Below are 22,686 nucleotides of genomic sequence, written 5' to 3'. Positions count from 1 at the left end.
TAAGGCCGCCGGTGCGGTGCCCGTCACGACGGGGGGTCGGCGGGATGACGTCATCAGTGGTGGAGCCTGTCGTACAGGACCACGGCAGACCGGCCGACGGCTGCGCCGGGGCGGCCGACATCGCGGGGGTTCTGATCCTGGCCGGCTGCGCGGTCTGGGCCCTGATCGCGGCCATGGGGCGGCCCGCCCGCCCCGAGGGGGTGCTGCTCGCCGTGCTGGCGGTGGCCGCCGGTTACGCCTGCGGCCGGATCGCCGGATCGCTGCTGCCGGTCGCCTCGACGGCGGCCGCCGGGCTCGCGGGGTTCGGCCTGGCCTGCGCCTCGCCGTACGGGCTCGCCGGCCATGAGGGGCCGGGCGCGGCCCAGCTCACCCTGGCCACGGGCGCGATCTGCTGCGCGGCCTGGGCCGCCCCGCGGGTCCTCCGCCCGGCGCTGTGGCTGCTGGCCGCGGCGATCACACTGACGGCCGTGGTGGGCGGCTCGACGGCGGGCTCGGTGGCGAGCGGCGCCGTGCTGGTGTGCTCGCTCGCCGCCGCCCGGCCGCGGCGGCGGCTGCCCGCGCTCGCGGCGTGCGCGCTGGTCGCGGCGGTCGCGGTCGGCGGCACCTGGGCGGTGGCCAAGGACGCGGTCCCCGGCGGGCTGGCGCCCGCCCTGCGCGACCACCTCACCGAGCACCGGATCCGGCTGTGGCAGGACGCCGCCCGCATCGAGGAGACGGACCCGCTGCGCGGTGCGGGCCCGGACCGCTTCGGCGAGCTGAGCCCCGCGGTGGCCCAGCCACAGGGCCCGGAGGCCAAGCCCCATTCGGCGCCGCTTCAGCAGGCGGCCGGTCAGGGGCTGCCGGGAGTGGCGCTGCTGGGTGCGGCCTTCGCCTGGATGCTGCACGCCCTGTGGTGCTCCCCACGCCCCACTCCGGTGGTCCTTACGGCGGCCGCGACGCTCACGGCCCTGGCCGTCGAGTCCTGTCTGGGCAACGCCCTCAGCTTCTCCCAGGTCACCGCGGGGGCGGGCCTCCTCGCCGGGCTGGCGACGGCCCGCCGTCTGGACCAGACCCCGGGAACGGTGCCATGAGACCCGGCACGGCTCGCGAATACCCGTCGCCTCAACGAGAACGCGGGCCTCGAAAGCCGCGAACGAGAACATGTGGAACGCATCCCCTGAAAGGGGGACATGGGCACCGGCTAGACCTGGGAGGTGCGCGCCGCGATCAGCCGCAGCCGGTCACGGATGACCCGGACCGCGGCCTCCGCGTCATCCACCGTGACCGTGAAGACGCGGCCGTCCCCGAGGCGGACCACCAGGCCCTCGCCCCGGCGCACCACCACCGCCGTGCCCTTCTCGGGGCGCCAGCGGTAGCCCCAGCCGCCCCACTGGCAGGGGGTGACCTTGTGGGCCACATCGGCGTGGACCACATCGCTGAGCGGGATACGGCGGCGTGGGAGCCCCATATGGCCGCAGCGGATCTCCAGCACCTCGTCGTCGACCCGTACCGCCACATGGACGAAGGCGAGGGTGCCGAAGAGCATCAGCAGCCCGGCGGCCACACAGCCGATGACGGCCATCAGCAGCGGGGCGATGCCCGAACCCCATGGGGAGTCGACGGCGAGGTCGACTCCGAGCGCCAGACACGCGGCCCCCGCCACGGCCAGCAGCCACTGCACGCGATTGTGGGCGCGTCCGGTCCAGACCGCGGGCGGCTGCCCGTGGGCCGTCGGCTCTCCGTGGTCGTGGTGCCTCATGCTTGGCAGCGTACCCACCTTCCGGCACCGCGGCAGCGGGGCGGGTGAATCCGCTGGTGAGGAGCGGTTCGGTCAGCTCACCGCACGAGGCGTTCCGGTCAACCGCGGGCCGGTGCGACGGGTGCCAGCAGCACTCCCTCGGCATAGGTCAGGGCGGCGTCCGGCAAGGCGGCCTCGTCCCCGCTGAGGATGACCGTCAGACCGCCCGGGGTGATCGGGCCGTCCGGCGGAAAGGGATCGGCGCCGATCCGGCGCAGGGCCTGGGCGGCGACGGCCCCGGCCGAGCCATGAAGGACGATCGGCGGTGCGTCCGGCCGCTGCACGGCGGCCCGGATGCGGTCGGCGACCAGTTCGTAATGGGTGCAGCCCAGGACGACGGTCGTTACATCGCGGGGGGTGCGGGCCGCCGCGACGGCCACCGCAGCGTCGATCCCCTCGGTGTCGGCGTGCTGCACGGCGTCCGCGAGCCCCGGGCACGCCACCTCGGTCACCTCGACGCCGTCCGCGAAGTCGCGGATCAGTCCGCGCTGGTACGGGCTGCCGGTGGTGGCCGGGGTGGCCCAGATCGCGATCGGCCCTCCCCCGGCCGCCGCGGGTTTGATGGCGGGCACGGTCCCGATGACCGGCAGCCCGGGCTCCAGCTCGGCGCGCAGCGCGGGCAGGGCGTGGACGGAGGCGGTGTTGCAGGCGACGATCAGCGCGTCCGGGCGGTGCGCGGCGGCGGCCCGGGCGCAGCCCAGGGCGCGTTCGGTGACGTCCTCGGGAGTGCGCGGCCCCCACGGCATGGTGGCGGGGTCGGAGGAGAGGACGAGATCGGCGTCCGGTCGCAGTCGGCGCATCGCGGCGGCGGTGGGCAAGAGCCCGATTCCGGAGTCCATAAGCGCGATCTTCACCCGGTCACTTTAAGGGATCGGTCCGGTGCGCCCGACGGCCGGGCGGACCTTCGGGCAGACTTCGGCGGGTGAGCGCGCTGATGTGGATCGCCGCCGGGTCGTTGGCCGCGTGGCTGTGGCTGCTGCTGGGCCAGGGCTTCTTCTGGCGTACGGACGTCCGGCTGCCCCGGACCGGACCGGGCGGCTCAGGGCCGCCGGAGCCCGCGGGATGGCCCTCGGTGGCCGTCGTGGTGCCTGCCAGGGACGAGTCCGCGGTGCTTCCGGCGAGCCTGCCCTCGCTGCTCGCCCAGGACTATCCGGGGCCGGCGGAGATCTTCCTGATCGACGACGGCAGCTCGGACGGCACCGGAAAGCTGGCCCGTCAACTGGCCGACGAGTACGGCGGGCTGCCGCTGACCGTCGACTCCCCCGGCGAACCCGGCCCCGGCTGGACGGGCAAGCTGTGGGCGGTGCGGCACGGCATGGCGCTCGCCACGACCCGTCTCGCCGCCGACCGTGAGGACGACGGCGGCGTGGACTATCTGCTGCTGACGGACGCCGACATCGCACATGAGCCGGACTCGCTGCGGGAGTTGGTGCGCGCGGCCGAGGCGAACGGGCTGGATCTGGTCTCCCAGATGGCACGGCTGAGGGTGGCGACCTACTGGGAGCGGCTGATCGTGCCGGCCTTCGTCTACTTCTTCGCGCAGCTGTACCCCTTTCGGTGGGTCAACCGGCCCCGGGGGCGGACCGCGGCGGCCGCGGGCGGCTGTGTGCTGCTGCGCCGGGAGGCCGCCGAGCGGGCCGGTGTCCCGGAGGCGATCCGTCAGTCGGTCATCGACGACGTGGCGCTGGCCCGTGTGGTGAAACGGTCCGGCGGACGGATCTGGCTGGGGCTGGCCGACCGGGTCGACAGTGTGCGGCCGTATCCACGGCTGGGCGAGCTGTGGCGGATGGTCTCGCGCAGCGCGTACACCCAGCTGCGCCACAATCCGCTGCTGTTGCTGGTGACGGTCGCGGGGCTGGCGGTGGTGTATCTCGTACCACCCGCGGCCGTGGCCGCCGGGGCGCTGACCGGGCGGCCCGCGCCGCTGGCGATGGGCGCGGCCGCCTGGGCCCTCATGGCGGGCACCTACATCCCGATGCTGCGCTACTACCGGCAGACCCTGTGGCTGGCGCCGCTGCTGCCCCTGACGGCCCTTCTCTACCTCCTGATGACCGTGGACTCGGCGGTGCGGCACCACCTCGGGCAGGGCGCGGCCTGGAAGGGGCGCAGCTACGCCCGCCCCAGCGCCGCGCCCTGATGGCCGCGCCCCGTACACCGAGGCTTCACTTGCGGCCGGGGGTCCAGTTCATGCCCCAGCCGTAGGTGTGGTCCAGGGTGCGCTGCGGGCTGACACCGCGCTGCGGCACCAGATAGCGGGCCTCGCGCTGCACGACGAGCTCGCTGCCGGTGTTGGTGATGAGCGCGAGCGCGCAGACCGGCGACTGGACGGTGCACTCGTCGAGCGAGAAGTCGATCGGGGCGCCGAACTGCGGCTGGAGGGTGACCGTGGCGTTCAGGTTGGCGAAGCTGCGGGCGCCCTCGTAGATGGTCACGAAGACCAGGATCCGGCGGAACGACTGCTGGTGGTCCAGGTTGATGGTGAGGTTCTCACCGGCCGCGCGGGCGCCGGTCCGGTCATCGGCGTCCAGCTGGATGAAGGGCGGCTGGTGCAGTGAGCCGAAGGAGTTGCCGAGCGCCTGGACCACGCCCTTGCTGCCGTCGGCGAGTTCGAACAGCGCCCCCAGGTCGAGATCGAGATCGTTGTGCATGGCCATGGCCTTGCCCAGCTTGGAGGCCCAACCCGAGAACTGCTTGTGCACCTGCCAGTTGAGGTTGACCCGCATGGTGCCGGAAGTGCCGCCCTGTTTGGTGAGCGAGACGGCGGGCGCCTCCTTGGTCAGGGTGACCTTACTGAGGCTCACCGGCGCCGGGGCGGCCGCGGGGGCCGGTGCGGTGGGCGGAGGCGGCGGAAGGGGCGTGGAGGCGGCGGTGGGCGGCGGAGGCGGGTACGCCCCGGCCGGAGGGCCGGACGGCGGCGCGGGCGCGGCGTAGGGGCTCTGGGCGGCCGCGTACGGGTTCTGTCCCGCGTACGGGTTCTGCCCGGCGTTCGGCGGGACGGCGGGGGCGGGCGCCGGGGCAGGGGCGGGGACGGGGACGGCGGGCTGAGCCGGCGTCTGCCGCGGTTCGTCGTCGACGGTGATGCCGAAGTCCGTGGCGAGCCCCGAAAGCCCGCTCTGGTACCCCTGGCCCACCGCGCGGAACTTCCACGCGCCCTGCCTGCGGTACAGCTCGCCGAGGACGAACGCGGTCTCGACCGTGGCGTCCTCGCTGTCGAACCGGGCGATCTCCGCGCCGCCCGCCGCGTCCAGCACCCGGATATGCAGTCCGGGGACCTGACCAAACGTTCCCCCATCGGCCGAGCCCGCGAGCACCACGGTGTCGATGGCAGGCTCCACCCGGGCCAGGTCCACCGAAAGGGTGTCGCTCACGGTGTCGCCCGCGGTCCGCTTCCCCTCGTGGCGCACCGCGCCGGAGGAGTGCGCCGCCTGGTTGTAGAAGACGAAGTCCGCGTCGGACCTGACCTTTCCGGACGCCAGCAGCAGCGCCGAGGCGTCCACGTCCGGCACCCCAGGTCCCGCGCGCCAGCCGAGCTCGATCCGCACCGCGTCCGCCGGTACTGGCGTATTACCGCCCTTGCGCATGGCCATTTCCGTCCCCCTGCCTCTCTGTTCGCTCGGTCGCCGGGCGGCTCGGCCGCCACATACCGCGGATGGCCCGCGGCAACCCGCTGAAAACGCGCTCTTTACACGATCTCAACGTACCCTGACGACCGATTTTCCCGGGTTCGCTCTGATTGGGGATCCGCGACCACTCCGAACACTGAAAACAACCCTCCTACCGGACTCCCCAATGAGCACATGGTGGGCTTAACTTATGGTCTATGACCTCCCCCCGCAGCACTTACGGTGGCGGCTACTACTCCTCGCCGTCCTTCCCGGACACCCCCATCTACGACAGTCTTGTCGCCGAGCGGGGTACACCGCAGATCGCACCCATCAGAGTGCCGTCGGCCTATGACACCGGAAGTCATCTTCCGGCCCTGCCCTCGGCGCTTCCCGCGCTGCCCGCCGCTCCCTCCCCGCAGCCCATGCACCAGGGGTACCAGCAGCAGGCGCCGCAGCCGACCGGGCTCCAGCAGGCGCACTCGCCCTACATCCCGCCGCAGCCGACGGGACCGCGGGGCTACCCGGGCGCCCAGCAGCCGCAGCAGATGCAGCGCCCCGGGCCGGCCTCGCCCATGGGGTACGAGGCGATGCGCCCGGCCATGACGCGTCCGGCCGCGCCTCGTCCGGCGGCGCCCGCGCCTTCTCCGTACGACGACCCTTACGGCCGTCAGCAGTACCCGGGCGGCCGGTCGCCGCACCCGGGAGGCGGCTACTGACATATGTCGGGAGGTGATGCGACCGGGCCGGTGCCCGGTCGCGGGAAGGACCGGGCCGGATGGGGCATCCCCGTCCGGCCCCTGATCTTTGGCGGCTGTCCGGCCGCTGGGTTCCCGGGGGCCGCCCGCCCCTGACGCTTGAGGGCCGACGCTTGAGGCCCGGCCCCTGAGGGCCTGCCTCTCAACGGGCCCCATTTCGAGGGCCGTTCGGCCCTCCCCGGCGGCGAAGCGCACCGCGATGCTGGAACCGAGCAGTTCCGCGACCATCTCCACCACCGGGGCGGACCGGGCTCTCACTCCACTGCGGTGATGAGCGCTTCGACCGGCCGCCCGTTCGGCGTGGGGCGCGGGGCCGGTATGGGGATCCGGTCTCGCGCTCCACGCGAAACGCACGCCCGGCCACCGTAAGGACGTCATCCGTTCCTGGCCGCGCTCTTCACGGGCTCACTGACCCGTTTCGCGCTCCTTCAGCCGCTCGGCGATCACCGCGGCCTGAATGCGCCGCCCCACGCCCAGCTTGGCCAGGATCGAGGAGATGCGGTTCTTGACGGTCTTCTCGGCGAGGAACAGCCGTTCGGCGATCTGCCGGTTGGTCAGCCCGTCGCCGATGAGCTGAAGGATCTCCCGCTCCCGCGGGGACAGGTTCTCCAGCTCCACGGGCCCGCTGGGCGCGGGGCCGCGCAGCCGGGCCATCACCCGGGCGGTGGCGCCGGGGTCGAGCATGGAGCGGCCGTCGGCCACAGTGCGCACCGCGGACACCAGGTCGGATCCGTTGATCTGCTTGAGCACATAGCCCGCGGCCCCGGCCATGATGGCGTCGAACAGCGCCTCGTCGTCGTCGAAGGACGTCAGCATCAGACAGGCGAGATCGGGGAGCCGGGTCCGCAACTCCCGGCAGACCTCGATCCCTTCGTGGTCGCCGCCCTCGCCCGAGGAGCCGAGCCGTACGTCGAGCACCGCGACCCGTGGCCGTACGGCGGGGGCGCGGGCGATGGCCTCGCGGGCGTTGGCCGCCTCGCCGACCACCTCGAGATCGGGCTCGGCGTCGAGCAGATCGCGCAGTCCGCGCCGCACCACCTCATGGTCGTCGAGCAGAAAGACCCTGATGGGGCCGTCGGCGTCGGCTGTCTGGGGCACCGGCCTCTCCTCCATGGCGCGCGGGTCGCCGGTCGCGATCCGGCTGCCCAGCTTTACGTTCCGGCGCAAGGAAGCGTAAGGGGCCGTTCGGCCCCGGGCCGCTCTCCGCGCCCATCGGCCCGATCATGGCGAGATCCCGCCCGCGTACGGCCCGTAGAGATCCAGCAGCCGGGTACGGGCGCTCTGGAGACGGCGCCCGATCACCTGGGCGCAGGCCAGCGCGAGGGCGTAGCCGAGCTCCGGGTCCTCGTCGCACAGCCGGCGCACCGCCTCCGCGTCGAACTCGTGCGCGCGCACCGGGCTGAGCGCCTCCGCGCCCAGATGCCAGGTGTCCGGCGGAAAGAGCCAGGACCAGCCGATGAGCTCTCCCGGCCCGAGCGTCTCGATCACCGCGGCCCGCCGCCCCGGGACATGCAGATCGAGGGTGACCGCGCCGGTGCGGATGATCCAGAAGTGGTCGGCCTTACGGCCCTCCTCGAAGATCCGGCCGCCGGAGGGGAAGGACACATCGTGGGCGAGCGCCATCAGCCGCTCACGGTGTTCGGTCTTCAGCGCGCTCAGAAGTCCCATCATGACCTCACTCTGTCGTCTCCTTCTCCCCCCTCACCCCTCGGCGGTCACCGTGCGTAAGAGCCGCGCATACGCACTGTGTGCACGAGCTGTATCTACCAGGTGTGCTTACGAGAGGCAGCCGATCCAAAGCGATACACCGACGAACGGGTATCGATTCACCCTTACCCATTTCCGGTCACGTTTCCGATATGACACGTCATTTATGGTCGTCGTGACCGATGAGACCCCGCTCCCCGTACCCTCGGCTGCTTCACCGACCCTGCGATGTCGCTCGTACTCGTCACCAAACGGGAGGCACTGGTGCTAGCCGACCCTCGTCGTCGGTCCGCCGATCGAGCCGGAGAACACCTGCTCCACCGTCGTTTCACCGCCGAGGAGCTGCCCCGGCTGCGGGTGCAGGTCGAGCGGTGCGCCGCCTGGGCCGGGCTCAGCGAGACCCGCCGCGGGGACTTCGTGCTGGCCGTGGACGAGATCGCCAACAACGCCATCGAGCACGCGGGCGGCACCGGCTCCCTGTTGCTGCGGCGGGTCGGCGACGAGCTGGAGTGCCGGATCAGCGACTCCGGCCCCGGCTTCTCCGAGGACGTCATCCCGCGGATCCTGCCGGGGCTGGACGGCGCGACCAGCGGCCGCGGCCTGTGGCTGACCCAGCTGGTCACCGACCGGCTGGCGATCAGCGCGGGGGCGGTGGGCGCCGTGGTGACGCTGGCCATGCGGCTGCGCTGAGTGAGCCGCCGGACTCCCTCGGCCACCGCTTCGGCGGGACAATGGGAAGGGACGTAGCCATGTGCCGGCAGGAGAGGCGGTGGACACGGTGGAGCTTCCCGTGGTCGTCGGGGTCGACGGTTCGGACGCCGCCTCGGACGCGCTGGACTGGGCGGCCGAGCTGGCCGGGCGCCGCGGGCTGCCGCTGCGCGTCGTCCATGCCTCCCTGTGGGAGCGGTACGAGGGCTACATCCCCGGTACGTCCGCCGACCGGCCCGCCGAGCGGCTCCACAGCGAGGCGGTGCTGGCCACCGCGGCCGAGCGGGCCGGACGGCGGGTGCCGGCCCTGAAGGTGATGACCGACCTGGCGGCCGACGACGCGGTCACGGCCCTGCTACGTGCCGGGCAGAGTGCGGAGGCGCTGGTGGTCGGCTCGCGCGGGCGCGGCGAGTTCGCCTCCCTGCTGCTCGGCTCGGTCGGCCTGGGCATCGCGGCCCGCGCCCTGTGCCCGGTGGTCGTGGTGCGCGGCCGCCCGGAGAACGTGCGGGGCGGGATGAACCGGGTGGCGGTGGGGATCGCCGAGCGCGAGCGCCCCGGCGACCAGGAGCCCGCGCCGCCCTCCGCCGCCGTGGCGTTCGCCCTCCGCGAGGCGCGGCTGCGCGGCGGCGAACTGGAGGCGGTGCACGCCTGGCGCTGTGCGGGCCCCGAGGACCATGGAGCGCGCGAGGGACATGGGAGACGCGAGGAGCGCAGAGGACGCGAGAACCCTGGGGGACGCGAGGAGCACCGGGCGCATGGGGGCCAGGGGGCGCGCGAGGCTCACACACGGCGCGCCGCCGAGCTCCTGGACGAGACGCTGGGCGGCGCCTCGGCGGCCGGGCTGCCGCCGGTGCCGGTGGCGCACCGCCCGGTCGAGGGCTCGGCGCGCAAGGCGCTGCTGGACGCCTCCGCGCACGCCGATCTGCTGGTGGTCGGGGCCCGGCGGCGACAGGGGCACTTCGGCATGCAACTGGGGCTTGTCAACCACGCCGTTCTGCATCACGCCAGGTGCCCGGTCGCCGTGGTGCCGGTTTCCTAGCCACCGGCTCCGCGGCGCCGCACCCGGCCCTGGCCGAGTTCCTCCCCTTTCCGTCACTGTCGGTCCCCGCCCCGGCTACTCTGCTGGTGAGAGGCTCATGGGGGGGATGGAGGCCAGGTGTCGTCGGGCAGTGCGGACCAGGGACGCCATCCGGCCCTCCCCCAACTCCGGCTCGACCAGCTGCTCGGCGAGCTCCAGGCGCGGCTGGACGCGGCCCGGTCCACCCAGGACCGGATGCACAGCCTCCTGGAGGCCGTGCTCAGCGTGGGCCGTGAGCTGGACCTGGAGCAGGTGCTGCGCCGGATCGTGGAGGCCGCGGTGGTGCTGGCCGACGCGGAGTACGGCGCGCTGGGCGTGGTCGACCGGCACCGGCTCTCGCAGTTCCTGCCGGTGGGCATATCCGGGGAACAGGCGTACCGCATCGGCCCGTTACCCAGCGGCCACGGACTGCTCGGCGAGCTGATCCGCCACCCCCAGCCGCTGCGGCTCACCGATCTGTCGGAGCATCCGGCGAGCTACGGCTTCCCCGAGCACCATCCGCCGATGCGCTCGTTCCTGGGCGTGCCGATACGGGTGCGGGACGAGGTCTTCGGAAATCTCTATCTGACCGAGAAGCGCGGCGGCGCCCAGTTCGACGCCGATGACGAGGCGGTGCTGACCACCTTGTCGGTCGCCGCCGGGGTGGCCATCGACAACGCCCGGCTGTACCACGAGAGCCGGCGCCGCGAGCAGTGGCTGGAAGCGCTCGGTGTCATCACCCGGACACTGCTGGCGGGCACCCCGGCGGCCGAGGCGCTGAGCCTGATCGCCCGGCTCGCCCTCCAGGTGGCCCTCGCCGACTCGGCGGCGATCCTGCTGCCCGCCACGGGCACCGACTCCCTGATGGTCGAGGTGGCCGAGGGGCATGACGCGGAGCGCATCGGCGGGCTCGTGGTGCCGTCCGACGGCTCGCTGGCCGGGCTCGCCGCCCGCACCGGACGCCCCGCGTTCGCCTCGGACGTACGGGTGGACTCCCGGGCCAGATCCTGGCCGCTGCCGGCTCCGGAGAGCGAGTTCGGGCCGGTGGTGGCCGTTCCGCTGGTCGCGGGCGAGCGGGCCTCCGGGGCGCTGCGGCTGTGCCGGCTCGCCGGGCGGCAGCCCTTCGACGACCATGAGGTCGCGCTGCTCTCGGGGTTCGCGGCGCAGGCCGCCCTGGCGCTGGAACTGGCCCGGCACCGCGCCGAGTCCGAGCATATGGCGATCCTCCAGGACCGTGATCGGATCGCCCGGGACCTTCATGATCTGGCCATTCAGCGGCTCTTCGCGACCGGGCTCACCCTCCAGAGCGCGGGCCGGCTGATCGAACGCCCGGAAGCGGCCGAACGGGTGGGGCGGGCCGTGGACGACCTGGACGAGACCATCAAGATCATTCGCTCCACGATCTTCGCCCTGCGCACGGTCGGGGACGACGGCGGCGAACCCGCCACGCTGCGGCGGCGGCTGGTCAAGGCCGTCCGGTCGGCCTCCGACACCCTGGGCTTCGCGCCGTCGCTGCTGATGGACGGCCCGGTCGACACCGATGTGCCGGACGAGACCGGTGACCATGTACTGGCGGTGCTCGCCGAGGCGCTCAGCAACACCGTGCGGCACGCCCATGCCCAGCGGGTGGAGGTGCGGCTGACCGTCGGGGCGCGCATCACCCTGGAGGTCACGGACAACGGAGTGGGCATCGGGGGCGCCGCGCCCAGCGGCGGGCTGGTCAATATGCGGTCACGGGCCGAGCTGCTGGGCGGCACATTGGACATCGAGGCGCCCGAGGCGGGTGGCACCCGGCTGGTCTGGTGTGTCCCTCTTGACCGCCGACGGCCCGCCGGAAGGGCGAAAGGGACGGCCCCGTGATATTGCTCTCTCTTCACCGAATTCGCGCATATCCGGCCCGCCATGCGGTACCCACGAGTGGGGAAGGGGGTGTCTGATCCATGCGAAAGATCTGGGGGCTGTGGCGCTGGCGGCGCAACCCGCTGCGCCGTAGGACCGACGTCGTGGAGGCGTGCGCGGCGCTGATCGCCGCGTCGCTCATCCTGCTCCTCGCCCCCGCCGTCGGCTGGGCATCGGGGTCGTTGGCGCACGGGGCTCTGGTGAAGGCCGCGCGCGAGCAGCGTGCGGAGCGGCATCTACTCTCGGCCACGGTGGTGAAGGTGTTGCCGCACCCACCCATCGACTCCGATCCCGAGACCGCGTCCGCGAGAGACGCCCACCGCCGCGTCCTCGCCCGCTGGACGGGGCCGGACGGCAGCAAACACGAGGGCACTCTGGGTGCCCATCCCGGTGCCGACCCCGGTGAGCGGTTCCGGATCTGGACCGACGACCGCGGCCGCCCCGTGGGCCGTCCGCTGGACACCGCGACGGCCGCCACCCACGCCGTGCTGGCGGGGATCGGCGCGGCGGGGGCCACGGCGGTCCTGGTGGACGGTGCCAGGCGGCTGGTCGTATGGCAGCTGATGCGTCGGCGCTATGTGCAGTGGGACATCGCCTGGGAGCGAGCCGGTCAGGACTGGGGCCGGGCGGACGCCGACAGCTAGCCTGTCCGAGCGGGCAGCGAAGGCAGTAAACGGGCGGGAGTTGTCATATGAACGCCAACTCCCCCCGTGCTCCACAGGCACGTCAACTCGGGGTGCCGTGCGCACGCTACGGTGGGGCATTCCATATGCGCAGCGGCAGTCAGCAGCGGCTGTCGGGCGCGCACACCGGCATCGCACGAGGTGGGGGCACAGCAGCACCATGGCACAGGGCTCGGTCGTCCAGGTGACGCACAGCGGAACGTCGCGGTGGCGGCGCCGCACCGGAGAGTACGCCTCCCTCTCGGCGGCCCTGGAGGCCGCCGGGGACGGTGATGTGCTCTCCATCTCGCCCGGCACCTACCGCGAGAATCTGGTGGTGGGCCGGGCCGTCACCCTGCGCGGGCCCGAGGGCTCGGCGCGCGGTTCGGTGCGGATCGCGCCGGTGGACGGAGTCGCGCTGACGATACGTGCCTCCGCCGTGGTCCAGGATCTGCATGTCGAGGGCCAGGACTCGGCCGCCCCCGCGCTGCTCATCGAGGACGCCACCCCGGAGCTGACGGACGTCCGGGTCGCCACGCGCTCGGCGGTCGGCATCGAGGTGCGCGGCGGCGCCCGCCCGACCGTGCGGCGCTGCACCGTGGACAACCCCGCGGGCGTCGGGCTCAGCGTGCTGGACGGCGCAGGCGGGGTGTTCGAGGAGTGCGAGGTGGTGGCCGCCGGGCAGTCCGGGGTGGCGGTGCGCGGCGGCGCCCGTCCGCGCCTGGACCGCTGCCGGGTGCACCACGCGTCCGGATCGGGCTTCTCGCTGACCGGCGAGGGCTCCTCGCTGGAGGCCGTCGGCTGCGAGGTGTACGAGATCAGGGGCGCCGGGGTGCAGGTCTCCGGGCGCGCCACCGGCAATCTGACCGACTGCCGGGTGCACCGCACGACGGCGGACGGGGTGAACCTGGACACCGACGCGGTGCTCACCCTCGCCGACTGCGAGATCCATGACATCCCGGAGAACGCGATCGACCTGAGGTCGCGTTCGGTGCTGACGCTGACCCGCTCCACGGTGCGCCGCTTCGGGCGCAACGGCCTGTCGGTGTGGGACCCGGGCACCCGGGTGGACGCCAACCAGTGCGAGCTGCACGAGAGCACCGGCGACTATCCGGCGGTGTGGGTGAGCGACGGGGCGACCGCCGTGCTCGACTCGTGCCGGGTGCGCGAGGTGCCCGACGCGCTGTTCGTCCTGGACCGCGGGTCGCGGGTCGACGTGGTCGACAGCGATCTTTCGCAGGTGCGCTCCACCGCGGTCTCGGTCAGCGACGGGGCCATCGTCCAGCTGGACGACTGCCGCATCCGGGAGGCGGCCACCGGGGCGTGGTTCCGCGACCACGGCAGCGGCGGCACGCTCGCCAACTGCACCATCGACGGCGCCGCCACCGGAGTGATCGTCACCAAGGGCGCCGATCCGACGGTCGAGCGCACCACGGTCACCGGGCCGACCGAGGCCGGGTTCTATGTGTCCGCCGAGGGCCGCGGCACGTTCACCGGCTGCCGGGTCACCGGCAGCGGGGGCTACGGCTTCCACATCATCGACGGCTGCCGCACCACCCTGACCAAGTGCCGTACGGAGCGGTGTGCCCGCGGCGGGTACGAGTTCTCCGAGGCCGGGCCGATCGTCGAGGACTGCACCAGCGACGAGAGCGCCACCACGGCGCTGGGCTCCCCGACCACGCCCGCCCACCCGCCGGTCACCGCGCCCGCCGTGGAGACCGCCGCCTCCACGGGCGGGCTGCTGGGCGGCGTCCCGGCGCAGCGGTCCGCCCAGACCTCCGCGCCCGCCGCCGAGCCCCCGGTCGACATCCGCCCGTCCTCCGCGGTGCTGGGCGAGCTGGACGCGCTGGTCGGGCTGGAGAGCGTCAAGCGCGAGGTGCGCGCCCTCACCGACATGATCGAGGTGGGCCGGCGGCGTCAGGAGGCCGGGCTCAAGGCCGCCTCGGTCCGCCGCCATCTGGTCTTCACCGGCTCCCCCGGCACCGGTAAGACGACGGTCGCCCGGCTCTACGGGGAGATCCTGGCCTCCCTCGGAGTGCTGGAGCGCGGCCATCTGGTGGAGGTCTCCCGGGTGGACCTGGTGGGTGAGCACATCGGTTCCACGGCCATCCGCACCCAGGAGGCGTTCGACCGGGCGCGCGGCGGGGTGCTGTTCATCGACGAGGCATACGCCCTGTCACCGGAGGACTCCGGCCGGGACTTCGGCCGGGAGGCGATAGACACCCTGGTGAAGCTGATGGAGGACCACCGGGAGGCGGTCGTGGTCATCGTGGCCGGGTACACGGCGGAGATGGAGCGCTTTCTGTCCGTCAACCCCGGTGTGGCCTCCCGTTTCTCGCGCACCATCACCTTCGGCGACTACGCCCCGGAGGAGCTGCTGCGGATCGTGGAGCAGCAGGCCGAGGAGCATGAGTACCGGATCGGCGACGGTGCGTCGGAGGCCCTGCTGAAGTACTTCACGGCGCTCCCCAAGGGCCCGGCGTTCGGCAACGGCCGCACCGCCCGGCAGACCTTCGAGGCGATGGTGGAGCGGCATGCCGGCCGGGTCGCCCAGATGAGCGACCCGACCACGGAGGACCTCACACTGCTCTACCCCGAGGACCTGCCCGAGCTCATCTGACCGGGGCCCCCTCCTGGGGAGGTGGCGGCGTCTGCTCCGGGAGCCGGGCCAGCAGCCCGGCCCGCTCCCGGTCGAAGACGGGGTCGGCCTGATAGTCCCCATGGCCCAGGATCGGTGCGGGCAGCGGGTGTTCGGGCGTACGGCCGTAGACCAGCGGGTCCTTGAGCGCGTCGCAGTCGACCTCGGGCCCGCTGCCATCGGGCAGCAGCATGGGGCCGCCGATCGGATCGGTGTAGCGCCACAGATTGCGCCAGCAGCGCACCTCGCCGTGGAGCGAGAGCAGTTGCGTGGGGCCGAAGTAGGCGGGGAACCAGCGCCCGTAGAGCCGCTCCAGCGGTGAGCCGTAGGTGAGCAGCGCGACCCGGCCGCGGGTGCGGTGGTCCACCTGCCAGACCGCCGCGGCGGCCAGCACACTGCCCTGGGAGTGGCCGGAGATGACCAGCCGGCCGCCGTGCCTGCGGGTCCAGGTCTCCATCCGCCAGGTCAGGTCGGGCACCGCCCGCTCGGCGTAGCACGGGGGCGCGAAGGGGTGGGCGGCGCGCGGCCAGAAGGTGCCCACGTCCCACAGGATGCCGATGGTGCGGCGGGCGGAGGGGCTGCGGTAGGCGCGCCGGGCCCAGGTGACCAGCATCAGGCAGGCCACCCCCATCAGCCAGGAGCCCAGGGCCTGCGCGGTCTGGGCCGCGGCGTCCACGACCCCGGGCGCGCTGTCGGCGGCCCGCCCGGGCACCTGGTGCGTGGCCCAGGCCCCGGTGACGGCGCAGGCGCCGAACAGCAGGGTCAGCAGCGCGAAAGGACCGACGATCCACGGGGCGGAGTCGGTGAGGCCGGCGCGGGCGATCGTGCTCGCGATGCGCCGGGTGCGCACCGCGTCGGGCCGCTCCCCCGGATAGCCGTCCATGATGGTCGGCAGCAGCCGGTCGCGCGTCCGCCACACCCTTACGGTGAAGATCACCAGCAGTCCGACCAGGGCCAGCAGCAGCGCCGGGATGGCCGTGGCCAGCCAGGTCAGCAGGACCGGCGGGGCGATGCCCGGCCCCTCACCGGGGGTGGCGCCGCCGTCCAGCCAGTCGGCGATGCGCTGGGCGACACCGCCCGAGAGCACCGCGCCGAGCCCGCAGGCGAGCACCGCCACGGCGGGCCCGGCGAGCCCATACAGCGGGGTGCGGCCGGGAGCGGCCCGGTGGAGGACCAGGGCGCACACCGCCATGGCCACGATCAGCGCGCCCTCCCCGATGACGATGACGATGAACGCCTGGTTGCCCGGCAGCTTGCCGGAGGAGGCCCAGTCGGGGCGGGACCAGCCGGCGTACAGGACGGAGAGCGCCAGCACCCCGAGGGCCGCGCCGGGCAGCGCGGTGATGGTGATGCGGTCCAGTTCCCCGTCGACCTTGGTCTCGCTGCGGCCTCTGAAGCACACCACGGCCACCACCGCGACCGCGCCCATGACCAGCAGCGTCAGCAGCGCCCAGCCCACGGCGTCCGGCAACCCGCTGCCGCCCGGTCCGCGGTCGTAGGCGGTGGTGGGCAGGGTCAGGCCCGCCGCGACGGTGAGAAAGCCGGCGGCGGTGTGCGCGGCGCGCAGCCGGGCGACGATCCTGCGGCCGTACCAGAAGCCGGGGAGGCACAGCGCGGGGCGGTTGCCCGCCTCGGGGGCGGACTCGTCGACGGGGCGCTCCAGCGGCGGGGAGGACTCGTACGCGCTCCAGGTGCGGTTGGACAGGTACCACAGCAGTCCGGTGAGCGCGCCGGGCAGCACCGCGGCGAGCGCGAGCCTGCGGCCGGGCTGGCTCCACCAGCCGTGGTTCTCCGGGGACAGGAAGCCGAGCCAGGACTTGCCCCCGGCGCAGTCGGCAGAACCGGCGCACTGCCAGGCGAACAGGTCCAGGCCCACCTCGCAGGCCCCGGCGATCAGCAGCACGGTCAAGGTGAGCGCCACGAGCCGGACGAACAGGCCGTAGGTGCGCACGGTCCGCTCGCGCCGGTCGGCCGGGGGCCGCATCCAGTGGGCGAGGTTGGCGACCATGAAGGGCAGTAAAAGCAGCCACAGGGCGCGCGAGCTGTTGCCCGAGGTGAGATTGCACCAGACGTACGCCTCGCGGATCGGGCCCTCGCGGTCCGGCCCCTCGCGCTCCTCGGGCGGGAGCCGCTCGGCGTCGAGGTCGACCGTCCTGCGGTAGACCGCCGCCGTCTCGTCGCCGGTCACCAGGCTGGTGCGCGGATCGCCCAGCATCTCCTCGGGAGTGGTGCCGCCCACTCCGTGGACGAGGAGTTCGAGATCGGGTGGCGGCGCTCCGCCCTTGCGGGCCGTCATCGCCTCCGCCGCGTCGGGCGGCGTGTCCTTGGGCATGGTCGCTGGCACCGTCTCCCCCGATTCCGGTGTGGTGCGGTCGTTCGGCTCCAGGATTGTGCCCACCGGCCGCCTGCCCCGACCATGACAGGGCGGGCGTGGCGAAATCGTGACCCTGGGTGCTCCGGCGATCGGCTGTCCCCACCCCGTGCGAAGATGAACGCGCGGGCGACGAGGGCCGACCGGAAGGAGACGAGGCCGGGTGAGCGACAACCAGAACCTCCTCGCGGAGCAGCGGCGCGCCCTGATCCTCGATGAGGTCAGGCGGCGCGGTGGGGTGCGGGTCAATGAGCTGACGCGCAAGCTCAATGTCTCGGACATGACGGTCCGTCGCGATCTGGACGCGCTGGCCCGGCTGGGTGTGGTGGAGAAGGTGCACGGCGGGGCCGTGCCGATCGCCGAGGCGAGCACGTACGAGCCCGGGTTCGAGGCCAAGTCGGGTCTCGAGCTGAGCGCCAAGGAGGACATCGCGAAGGCGGCGGCCGCGATGGTCACACCGGGCACCGCGATCGCCCTGGCCGGGGGCACCACGGCCTTCGCACTGGCCCAGCAGCTGCTGGAGGTGCCGGATCTGACCGTGGTGACGAACTCGGTCCGGGTCGCCGATGTGTTCTACAACGCCCAGCGGTCGGCGGCGCTCGGCGGAGTGGGCCCGCGCCCCGGCGCGGCCACCGTCGTGCTCACCGGCGGGGTGCGGACACCGTCGGACACGCTGGTGGGGCCGGTCGCGGACGCGGCGGTGCGCTCGCTCCACTTCGATGTGCTGTTCCTCGGAGTGCACGGCATATCGGTGGAGGCTGGTCTGTCGACGCCCAACCTCGCGGAGGCGGAGACCAACCGCCACTTCGTCAGGGCCGCGCGGCGGGTGGTGGTGGTCGCGGACCACACCAAGTGGGGCACGGTGGGGCTGAGTTCCTTCGCCTCGCTGGAGCAGGTGAACGCGCTGGTCACGGACCCGGGGCTGCCCGAGGAGGCGCGGGCGGAGATCTCCGAGTATCTGCCGGAGCTGGTGGTGGCGGGCGAGCCGTCCCGCACCGCAGACATCTGACACCCCGGCAGTTATCGTGTGCCCATGACACACCGGTTGCGTTCGGTCGGACTGGAGTACGCCGAGACCGCCCCGGTGCGGCTCGTCTTCGTCGCCGAGATCTCGGCCCCTCCGGAGGCGGTGTTCGAGGCGTTCGCCGACGTCGAGGGCTGGCCGCGGTGGTACCGGCAGGTGAAGCAGGCCCGCGCCACGGACGGCGGCAAGCGCAGGGAGATCCGGCTCGTGGGCGGCACCCGCTTCCATGAGACGGTCATGGCCTCCGATCCGCACGAGCGCTATGCCTACCGCGTCGACGAGACCAACGCGCCGGGGCTGCGGGCGCTGCTGGAGGAGTGGACGCTGCGGCCCTCGGGCAGCGGCGGGACCGTGGTGCGCTATGTCTTCGCGGTGGACGGCACGGTGCTGCTGCGCGGTGCCGTGCGGGCGCTGCGGCCGGGTCTGCGGCGCGCGTTCCACCAGGCGGTGCGGAACCTGGACCGGATGGTGGCGGCGGGCTGACGGGCCGTACGGGCGGACGTCAGCCGGTCCTGTCGGCGGGAGAGACCTCAATCGGTCCAGTCGCCGGTGGTGAGGAAGACGTCGAGCGTCTTCACATACGGCTCGATGTCCAGCCCCTGCTCCTCGAGCCACACATCCGAGTAGTACTTGTCCAGATACCGCTCCCCCGGATCGCACAGCAGCGTCACCACGCTCCCGGTGCGCCCCGCGGCGACCATCTCCGCGACGATCCGCAGGGCGCTCCACAGCCCTGTCCCGGTGGAGCCGCCCGCCTTACGGCCGATGGCCCGCTCCAGGGCGCGGACGGCCGCGACGCTCGCCGCGTCCGGGACCTTCATCATCCGGTCGATCGCGCCCGGTACGAAGCTGGGCTCCATCCGGGGGCGGCCGATGCCCTCGATGCGTGAGCCGCGGTCGCTGAAGGCGTGGGCGTCCTGGTGGACCCAGCCGTCGAAGAAGCAGGAGTTCTCCGGGTCGGCGACGCACACCCGGGTGTCGTACTGCATGTAGTGGACATAGCGGGCGATGGTCGCCGAGGTGCCTCCGGTGCCCGCCGTGGCGACGACCCACGCCGGTTCCGGATACCGCTCCAGACGCAGCTGCTGATAGATCGACTCGGCGATGTTGTTGTTGCCCCGCCAGTCCGTGGCCCGCTCGGCGTAGGTGAACTGGTCCATGTAGTGACCCCCGGACTCCGCCGCGAGAGCCGCGGACTCCTCGTACATCGTCCGCGGGTCGTCCACGAAATGGCATCGGCCGCCATGGAATTCGATCAGGCGGCACTTCTCCCGGCTGGTCGTGCGGGGCATCACCGCGATGAAGGGCACCCCGATCAGCTTGGCGAAGTACGCCTCGGACACGGCGGTCGAGCCGCTGGACGCCTCGATCACGGGCTTGTCCGGCCGGATCCAGCCGTTGCACAGCCCATAGAGGAACAACGAGCGTGCCAGCCGGTGCTTGAGACTCCCCGTGGGATGGGTGGACTCGTCCTTGAGGTAGAGGTCGATCCCCCAGCGCTCGGGCAGCGGAAAGCTCAGCAGATGGGTGTCCGCGGACCGCTGGGCATCGGCCTGCACCTTACGGACGGCCTCCTTCAGCCACTCGCGGTAGCCGTGATCGCTGCGGTCCACGTCGATCGTCCCGATGATCCCGCGCGCCTCGCCGTCCAACGCCCACTCCTCCTGCTTGTGCCCTTGCCCGGCCCGAGTGGCATACTCATGCCGTTTCGATCCTCATTGTCCCCCAGTGCGCCCTGGTGTCCGGGCCCGGTCACGGGCACACTGCGCAACAGGGAAAATGAGAGGCAGCGGCACACGTGCCAGTCGGAGCCATCGGGGAGGCGGTTGTGATGGCCGATAACGAGTTCAACGCCAGGGGAGTGCGGATCGAGCGGTTCCTGCGCTCGGTCACCCGCGCCGGACAGGTCATGATCAAGGACGGCAGGCTTCAGTTGCTGACCAGTTACGGCAGCGAGATCGACAGCGCGCCCGTGCAGTCGGTGCGCGCGAGCAAGCCCTGGTTCGTGGACGGGGACCAGGCCATGGCCACCGTCAACGGCACCCGCTATCGCCTCACCCTCGGCTCGCAGGACGCCAAGTCCACCTCGGCCAAGTCCGGCTCCGGCGCCGCCAGCCGCTTCCTCGACGCCGTCCGGTCCGCCCGGGGGCACTCGCCGAAGAGGTGAGACGGCCGAGTTGCGCATGCGCGCGGCCGGACCGACGCTGGACGAGTATCAGTATCACTGAGGGTCAACAAGCGGTGACGCTGAGAACCGTCCCACCGGTCGCGCCCAGCAGCCACCACTGCTGAACGTGTTCGTCGCCCGCATCTGAATCAGGCTAGCCCCAACTTCTTCAGGGAGTCGCAGCCGTGATCAGTCGTCCTAGCAGGCATTGCACGGTGGAGCTGCAAGCCCTGCCGTCGCGGATCGGACAGGTCCGCAGAATTGTGTCGGCGCAGTTGCGCTACTGGCATCTGGATCCGCTCATCGACCCGGCGGCGCTCGGCGTCACCGAACTGCTCACCAATGTCCATCGGCACGCCGAACCGGACAAGCAGTGCACGGTGGAGATCGCTCTCATGCTGGACCGGCTGACCGTTTCGGTCCGCGACCAGGATCCGCGGCTGCCCCGCCTCCGGACCTGCGATCCGTTCGCCACCCACGGCAGGGGGCTCGCGCTGGTCGCGTCCGTCAGCCAGAGCTGGGGGATGCATGCGCGGGACGACGGCAGCGGGAAGGTCGTCTGGTTCACGCTGGCCGTGCCGCGCCCCACCGCGACCGCCAAGTCGCCCCTCCCGGCGCACGGAGCGGGCCGCACCGCGCCGCCCCATCGCACGGACGCCTCCCGTCCGGCGCCGGCGCTCACCGCACCCGGCACCGGCCCCGCGCCCGCCCGGGAGCCCGCCACGGCACCGGCACCTGCCGCCACGGCGCCCAGTCCCGTACCCGTCGCCCCCGCGCCGCCCGTCGCCCCGGCCCCCGCCGCCGCGGCTCCGGCACCGGCCCCGGCACCGGCCGCCGCCGCTCCGGCGCCCGCGGTGCGCGAGCGGGCCCCCGCCGCCGCCCGGTCGGCGGCTTCCCGCTGAGCATGCGGGCGTCCCGCCTCGCGGGAGGCGGGACGGCCCGAGGGGCCCGGCGGCCCGGACAGCCGCGATGGCCCAGGCGGCCCTGACGCCCCGGCCCGCCTGACCGGACCGGACCGGCCGGATCGAGCGGACCGCCCTGCCCGACCCGAACGACCGGACCGACCCGAACGACCTGCCCGACCCTGACGACCTGCCCGGCCCTGACGATCGGACCGACCGGCCCGACCGGACCGAACGCCCGGGGGTGTCGGCGCCCCCGGTGGCCACGGTCAGAGGGCCCCGCCCTTCGTCGCATGGCGTCCGAACTGCTCGTCCAGGACGGACAGTCGGCGCCAGTACTCGTCCTCATCGATCTCACCGGCCGCGAAGCGACGGCCCAGCACCGCGATCGGCGATCGCTCGCCGAAGTCCACGGGGCCCTGTCGCCAGGGGGCACGTCGGCGCCATCCGGCGCGCCTCAACAGGAAGACCGCGCCGCCGACGACCAGGGCCCACATCAGCGGGAAGAGCAGAATCCACGGTCCGGGTCCGTCGCCGTCGGCGAAGCCGTGCGCCAGGATGTTCATGATGATCGCGCTCCTCGGGAGTGGTGTTCTCATGGCCCTTGTCTCAAGGCCACTCCCGAGGATCACCTCCTTACGGTGCCCTGGTCGTCGTACGGCCGACGACAGTCCCGGTACCTCCCGGGGAGTACGGCTGCGCTGAGGCGATCCCTTCTGTACCTACTAGTGTGTACGATCGCGGCGAACGCATACGAACGCACGCCCCGCCGACAGGAGTTCGCCGATGCTCGCCATGCAGTACCGGATCACCCTGCCCGCCGACTACGACATGAGGATCATCCGGCGCCGGGTGGAGACGAAGGGGCCGCTGCTCGACGACTTCTCGGGGCTGGGGCTCAAGGCGTACGGGATCCGGGAGCGCGGTGTGGACGGCTCACCGGTCCACCAGTACGCCCCGTTCTATCTGTGGACCGCACCCGAGGCCATGAACCGCTTTCTGTGGGGCCCCGGATTCCAGGGCATCGTCCGGGACTTCGGCAGGCCCTCGGTCGAGCACTGGCAGGGGCTCGCCTTCGAGCGGGGCCCCTCAGCGGGCGCCGTGCCGCGCACCGCCACCCGCCACGCCACGCCGGTCCCGGCCGCCGCCGACCCCGTCGCCGCCGTCGAGGACGCGCTGGCACGGCTGGCCGAACGCACCCGTAAGGACGGCGTCCACACGACGGCCCTCGGCATCGACCCGCGCGGCTGGGAGCTGATCCACTTCACGCTCTGGGAGGACTCCGCACCGCCCTCGGAGCCCGGCGACCGCTACCAGGTGCTCCATCTGTCGACCCCGGACCTGGCCGAACTCCCCCGGGGACGGCAGTGGTGACCGCCGTAAGGACGCGTCCCCGATCCCGGCCCCGACCGCG

21 protein-coding genes are annotated in these 22,686 nt (G+C 72.9%); 13 read left to right on the top strand and 8 right to left on the bottom strand.

All coding sequences use genetic code 11. From position 1 onward, the window contains the following. Positions 1-44 precede the first annotated feature (44 nt). Entirely contained in the window at positions 45-1,070 is a 1,026-nt protein-coding gene (locus AB0E24_RS33090; RefSeq protein WP_079256575.1) for an O-antigen ligase family protein, read from the top strand. Between the two features lie 110 nt (positions 1,071-1,180). Here the strand turns inward: AB0E24_RS33090 and AB0E24_RS33085 are convergent, their stop codons facing one another. After that, complete coding sequence (locus AB0E24_RS33085; RefSeq protein ID WP_257634015.1) at positions 1,181-1,738, bottom strand: hypothetical protein; 558 nt, start codon at positions 1,736-1,738, stop codon at positions 1,181-1,183. 98 nt (positions 1,739-1,836) lie between these two features. Then, positions 1,837-2,631, bottom strand: coding sequence for a glutamate racemase (locus AB0E24_RS33080; protein ID WP_347237361.1), 795 nt, complete (start codon positions 2,629-2,631; stop codon positions 1,837-1,839). 68 nt (positions 2,632-2,699) lie between these two features. Between AB0E24_RS33080 and AB0E24_RS33075 the strand changes: the two genes are divergently transcribed. After that, a complete protein-coding gene (locus AB0E24_RS33075) occupies positions 2,700-3,914 on the top strand; it encodes a glycosyltransferase (RefSeq protein ID WP_174885861.1) in 1,215 nt (404 codons plus the stop codon). A gap of 25 nt (positions 3,915-3,939) precedes the next feature. On the opposite strand, the gene AB0E24_RS33070 is transcribed toward AB0E24_RS33075, so the two are convergent. After that, positions 3,940-5,358 carry a TerD family protein gene (locus AB0E24_RS33070; RefSeq protein ID WP_359382651.1) on the bottom strand — a complete coding sequence of 473 codons (1,419 nt, stop codon included), beginning with the start codon at positions 5,356-5,358 and terminating at the stop codon, positions 3,940-3,942. A gap of 239 nt (positions 5,359-5,597) precedes the next feature. Here AB0E24_RS33070 and AB0E24_RS33065 point away from each other — a divergent pair, with 239 nt between their 5' ends. After that, complete coding sequence (locus tag AB0E24_RS33065) at positions 5,598-6,098, top strand: DUF6643 family protein (RefSeq protein ID WP_069871323.1); 501 nt, start codon at positions 5,598-5,600, stop codon at positions 6,096-6,098. A 444-nt stretch (positions 6,099-6,542) separates the two neighbouring features. Here AB0E24_RS33065 and AB0E24_RS33060 read toward each other — a convergent pair whose 3' ends face one another. Further along, the gene (locus AB0E24_RS33060) at positions 6,543-7,250 is read right to left on the bottom strand and encodes a response regulator (protein ID WP_069871527.1); all 708 of its coding nucleotides are present in this window, start codon (positions 7,248-7,250) and stop codon (positions 6,543-6,545) included. A 108-nt stretch (positions 7,251-7,358) separates the two neighbouring features. After that, a complete protein-coding gene (locus AB0E24_RS33055) occupies positions 7,359-7,808 on the bottom strand; it encodes a Crp/Fnr family transcriptional regulator (protein WP_069871321.1) in 450 nt (149 codons plus the stop codon). A 264-nt stretch (positions 7,809-8,072) separates the two neighbouring features. Here AB0E24_RS33055 and AB0E24_RS33050 point away from each other — a divergent pair, with 264 nt between their 5' ends. The 5 genes from AB0E24_RS33050 (at position 8,073) to AB0E24_RS33030 (ending at position 14,790) form a co-directional block, all read left to right on the top strand. Continuing rightward, positions 8,073-8,534, top strand: coding sequence for an ATP-binding protein (locus AB0E24_RS33050; RefSeq protein ID WP_069871319.1), 462 nt, complete (start codon positions 8,073-8,075; stop codon positions 8,532-8,534). A 79-nt stretch (positions 8,535-8,613) separates the two neighbouring features. Next, positions 8,614-9,591, top strand: a complete 978-nt coding sequence (locus tag AB0E24_RS33045; RefSeq protein WP_359382523.1) for a universal stress protein — start codon at positions 8,614-8,616, stop codon at positions 9,589-9,591. 234 nt (positions 9,592-9,825) lie between these two features. Continuing rightward, a complete protein-coding gene (locus AB0E24_RS33040) occupies positions 9,826-11,469 on the top strand; it encodes a sensor histidine kinase (protein WP_147968573.1) in 1,644 nt (547 codons plus the stop codon). An 80-nt stretch (positions 11,470-11,549) separates the two neighbouring features. Beyond that, positions 11,550-12,152 (top strand): Rv1733c family protein, encoded by a 603-nt coding sequence (locus AB0E24_RS33035; RefSeq protein WP_079256582.1) that lies wholly within the window; start codon positions 11,550-11,552, stop codon positions 12,150-12,152. A gap of 199 nt (positions 12,153-12,351) precedes the next feature. Then, a complete protein-coding gene (locus tag AB0E24_RS33030) occupies positions 12,352-14,790 on the top strand; it encodes a right-handed parallel beta-helix repeat-containing protein (protein ID WP_359382520.1) in 2,439 nt (812 codons plus the stop codon). Here AB0E24_RS33030 and AB0E24_RS33025 read toward each other — a convergent pair. After that, positions 14,783-17,140 (bottom strand): hypothetical protein, encoded by a 2,358-nt coding sequence (locus AB0E24_RS33025; protein WP_435865352.1) that lies wholly within the window; start codon positions 17,138-17,140, stop codon positions 14,783-14,785. The genes AB0E24_RS33030 and AB0E24_RS33025 overlap by 8 nt on opposite strands. Positions 17,141-17,342: 202 nt before the next feature. Here AB0E24_RS33025 and AB0E24_RS33020 point away from each other — a divergent pair, with 202 nt between their 5' ends. Together AB0E24_RS33020 and AB0E24_RS33015 are read left to right on the top strand one after the other, a co-directional pair. Further along, the gene (locus AB0E24_RS33020; protein WP_069871309.1) at positions 17,343-18,188 is read left to right on the top strand and encodes a DeoR/GlpR family DNA-binding transcription regulator; all 846 of its coding nucleotides are present in this window, start codon (positions 17,343-17,345) and stop codon (positions 18,186-18,188) included. Between the two features lie 24 nt (positions 18,189-18,212). Beyond that, on the top strand, positions 18,213-18,686 hold the full coding sequence (locus AB0E24_RS33015; protein WP_079153620.1) for an SRPBCC family protein: 474 nt from the start codon (positions 18,213-18,215) through the stop codon (positions 18,684-18,686). 47 nt (positions 18,687-18,733) lie between these two features. Here AB0E24_RS33015 and AB0E24_RS33010 read toward each other — a convergent pair whose 3' ends face one another. Then, the gene (locus tag AB0E24_RS33010) at positions 18,734-19,855 is read right to left on the bottom strand and encodes a PLP-dependent cysteine synthase family protein (protein ID WP_069871306.1); all 1,122 of its coding nucleotides are present in this window, start codon (positions 19,853-19,855) and stop codon (positions 18,734-18,736) included. 179 nt (positions 19,856-20,034) lie between these two features. On the opposite strand from AB0E24_RS33010, the gene AB0E24_RS33005 reads away from it, so the two are divergent. Both AB0E24_RS33005 and AB0E24_RS46045 read left to right on the top strand, forming a co-directional pair. Then, positions 20,035-20,370, top strand: coding sequence for a hypothetical protein (locus AB0E24_RS33005; RefSeq protein ID WP_069871304.1), 336 nt, complete (start codon positions 20,035-20,037; stop codon positions 20,368-20,370). Between the two features lie 185 nt (positions 20,371-20,555). Then, positions 20,556-21,272, top strand: a complete 717-nt coding sequence (locus AB0E24_RS46045; RefSeq protein ID WP_435865351.1) for an ATP-binding protein — start codon at positions 20,556-20,558, stop codon at positions 21,270-21,272. A gap of 269 nt (positions 21,273-21,541) precedes the next feature. On the opposite strand, the gene AB0E24_RS32995 is transcribed toward AB0E24_RS46045, so the two are convergent. Next, entirely contained in the window at positions 21,542-21,838 is a 297-nt protein-coding gene (locus tag AB0E24_RS32995; protein ID WP_069871300.1) for an SHOCT domain-containing protein, read from the bottom strand. 220 nt (positions 21,839-22,058) lie between these two features. Here AB0E24_RS32995 and AB0E24_RS32990 point away from each other — a divergent pair, with 220 nt between their 5' ends. Further along, the gene (locus AB0E24_RS32990; RefSeq protein WP_359382514.1) at positions 22,059-22,646 is read left to right on the top strand and encodes a DUF4865 family protein; all 588 of its coding nucleotides are present in this window, start codon (positions 22,059-22,061) and stop codon (positions 22,644-22,646) included. Positions 22,647-22,686: the final 40 nt, after the last annotated feature.

Source organism: Streptomyces malaysiensis subsp. malaysiensis (assembly GCF_040653035.1).
Lineage (GTDB): Bacteria > Actinomycetota > Actinomycetes > Streptomycetales > Streptomycetaceae > Streptomyces > Streptomyces malaysiensis.
The sequence above is the reverse complement of the archived record's forward strand: the minus strand, read 5'-3'. Positions and strand labels throughout refer to the sequence as shown.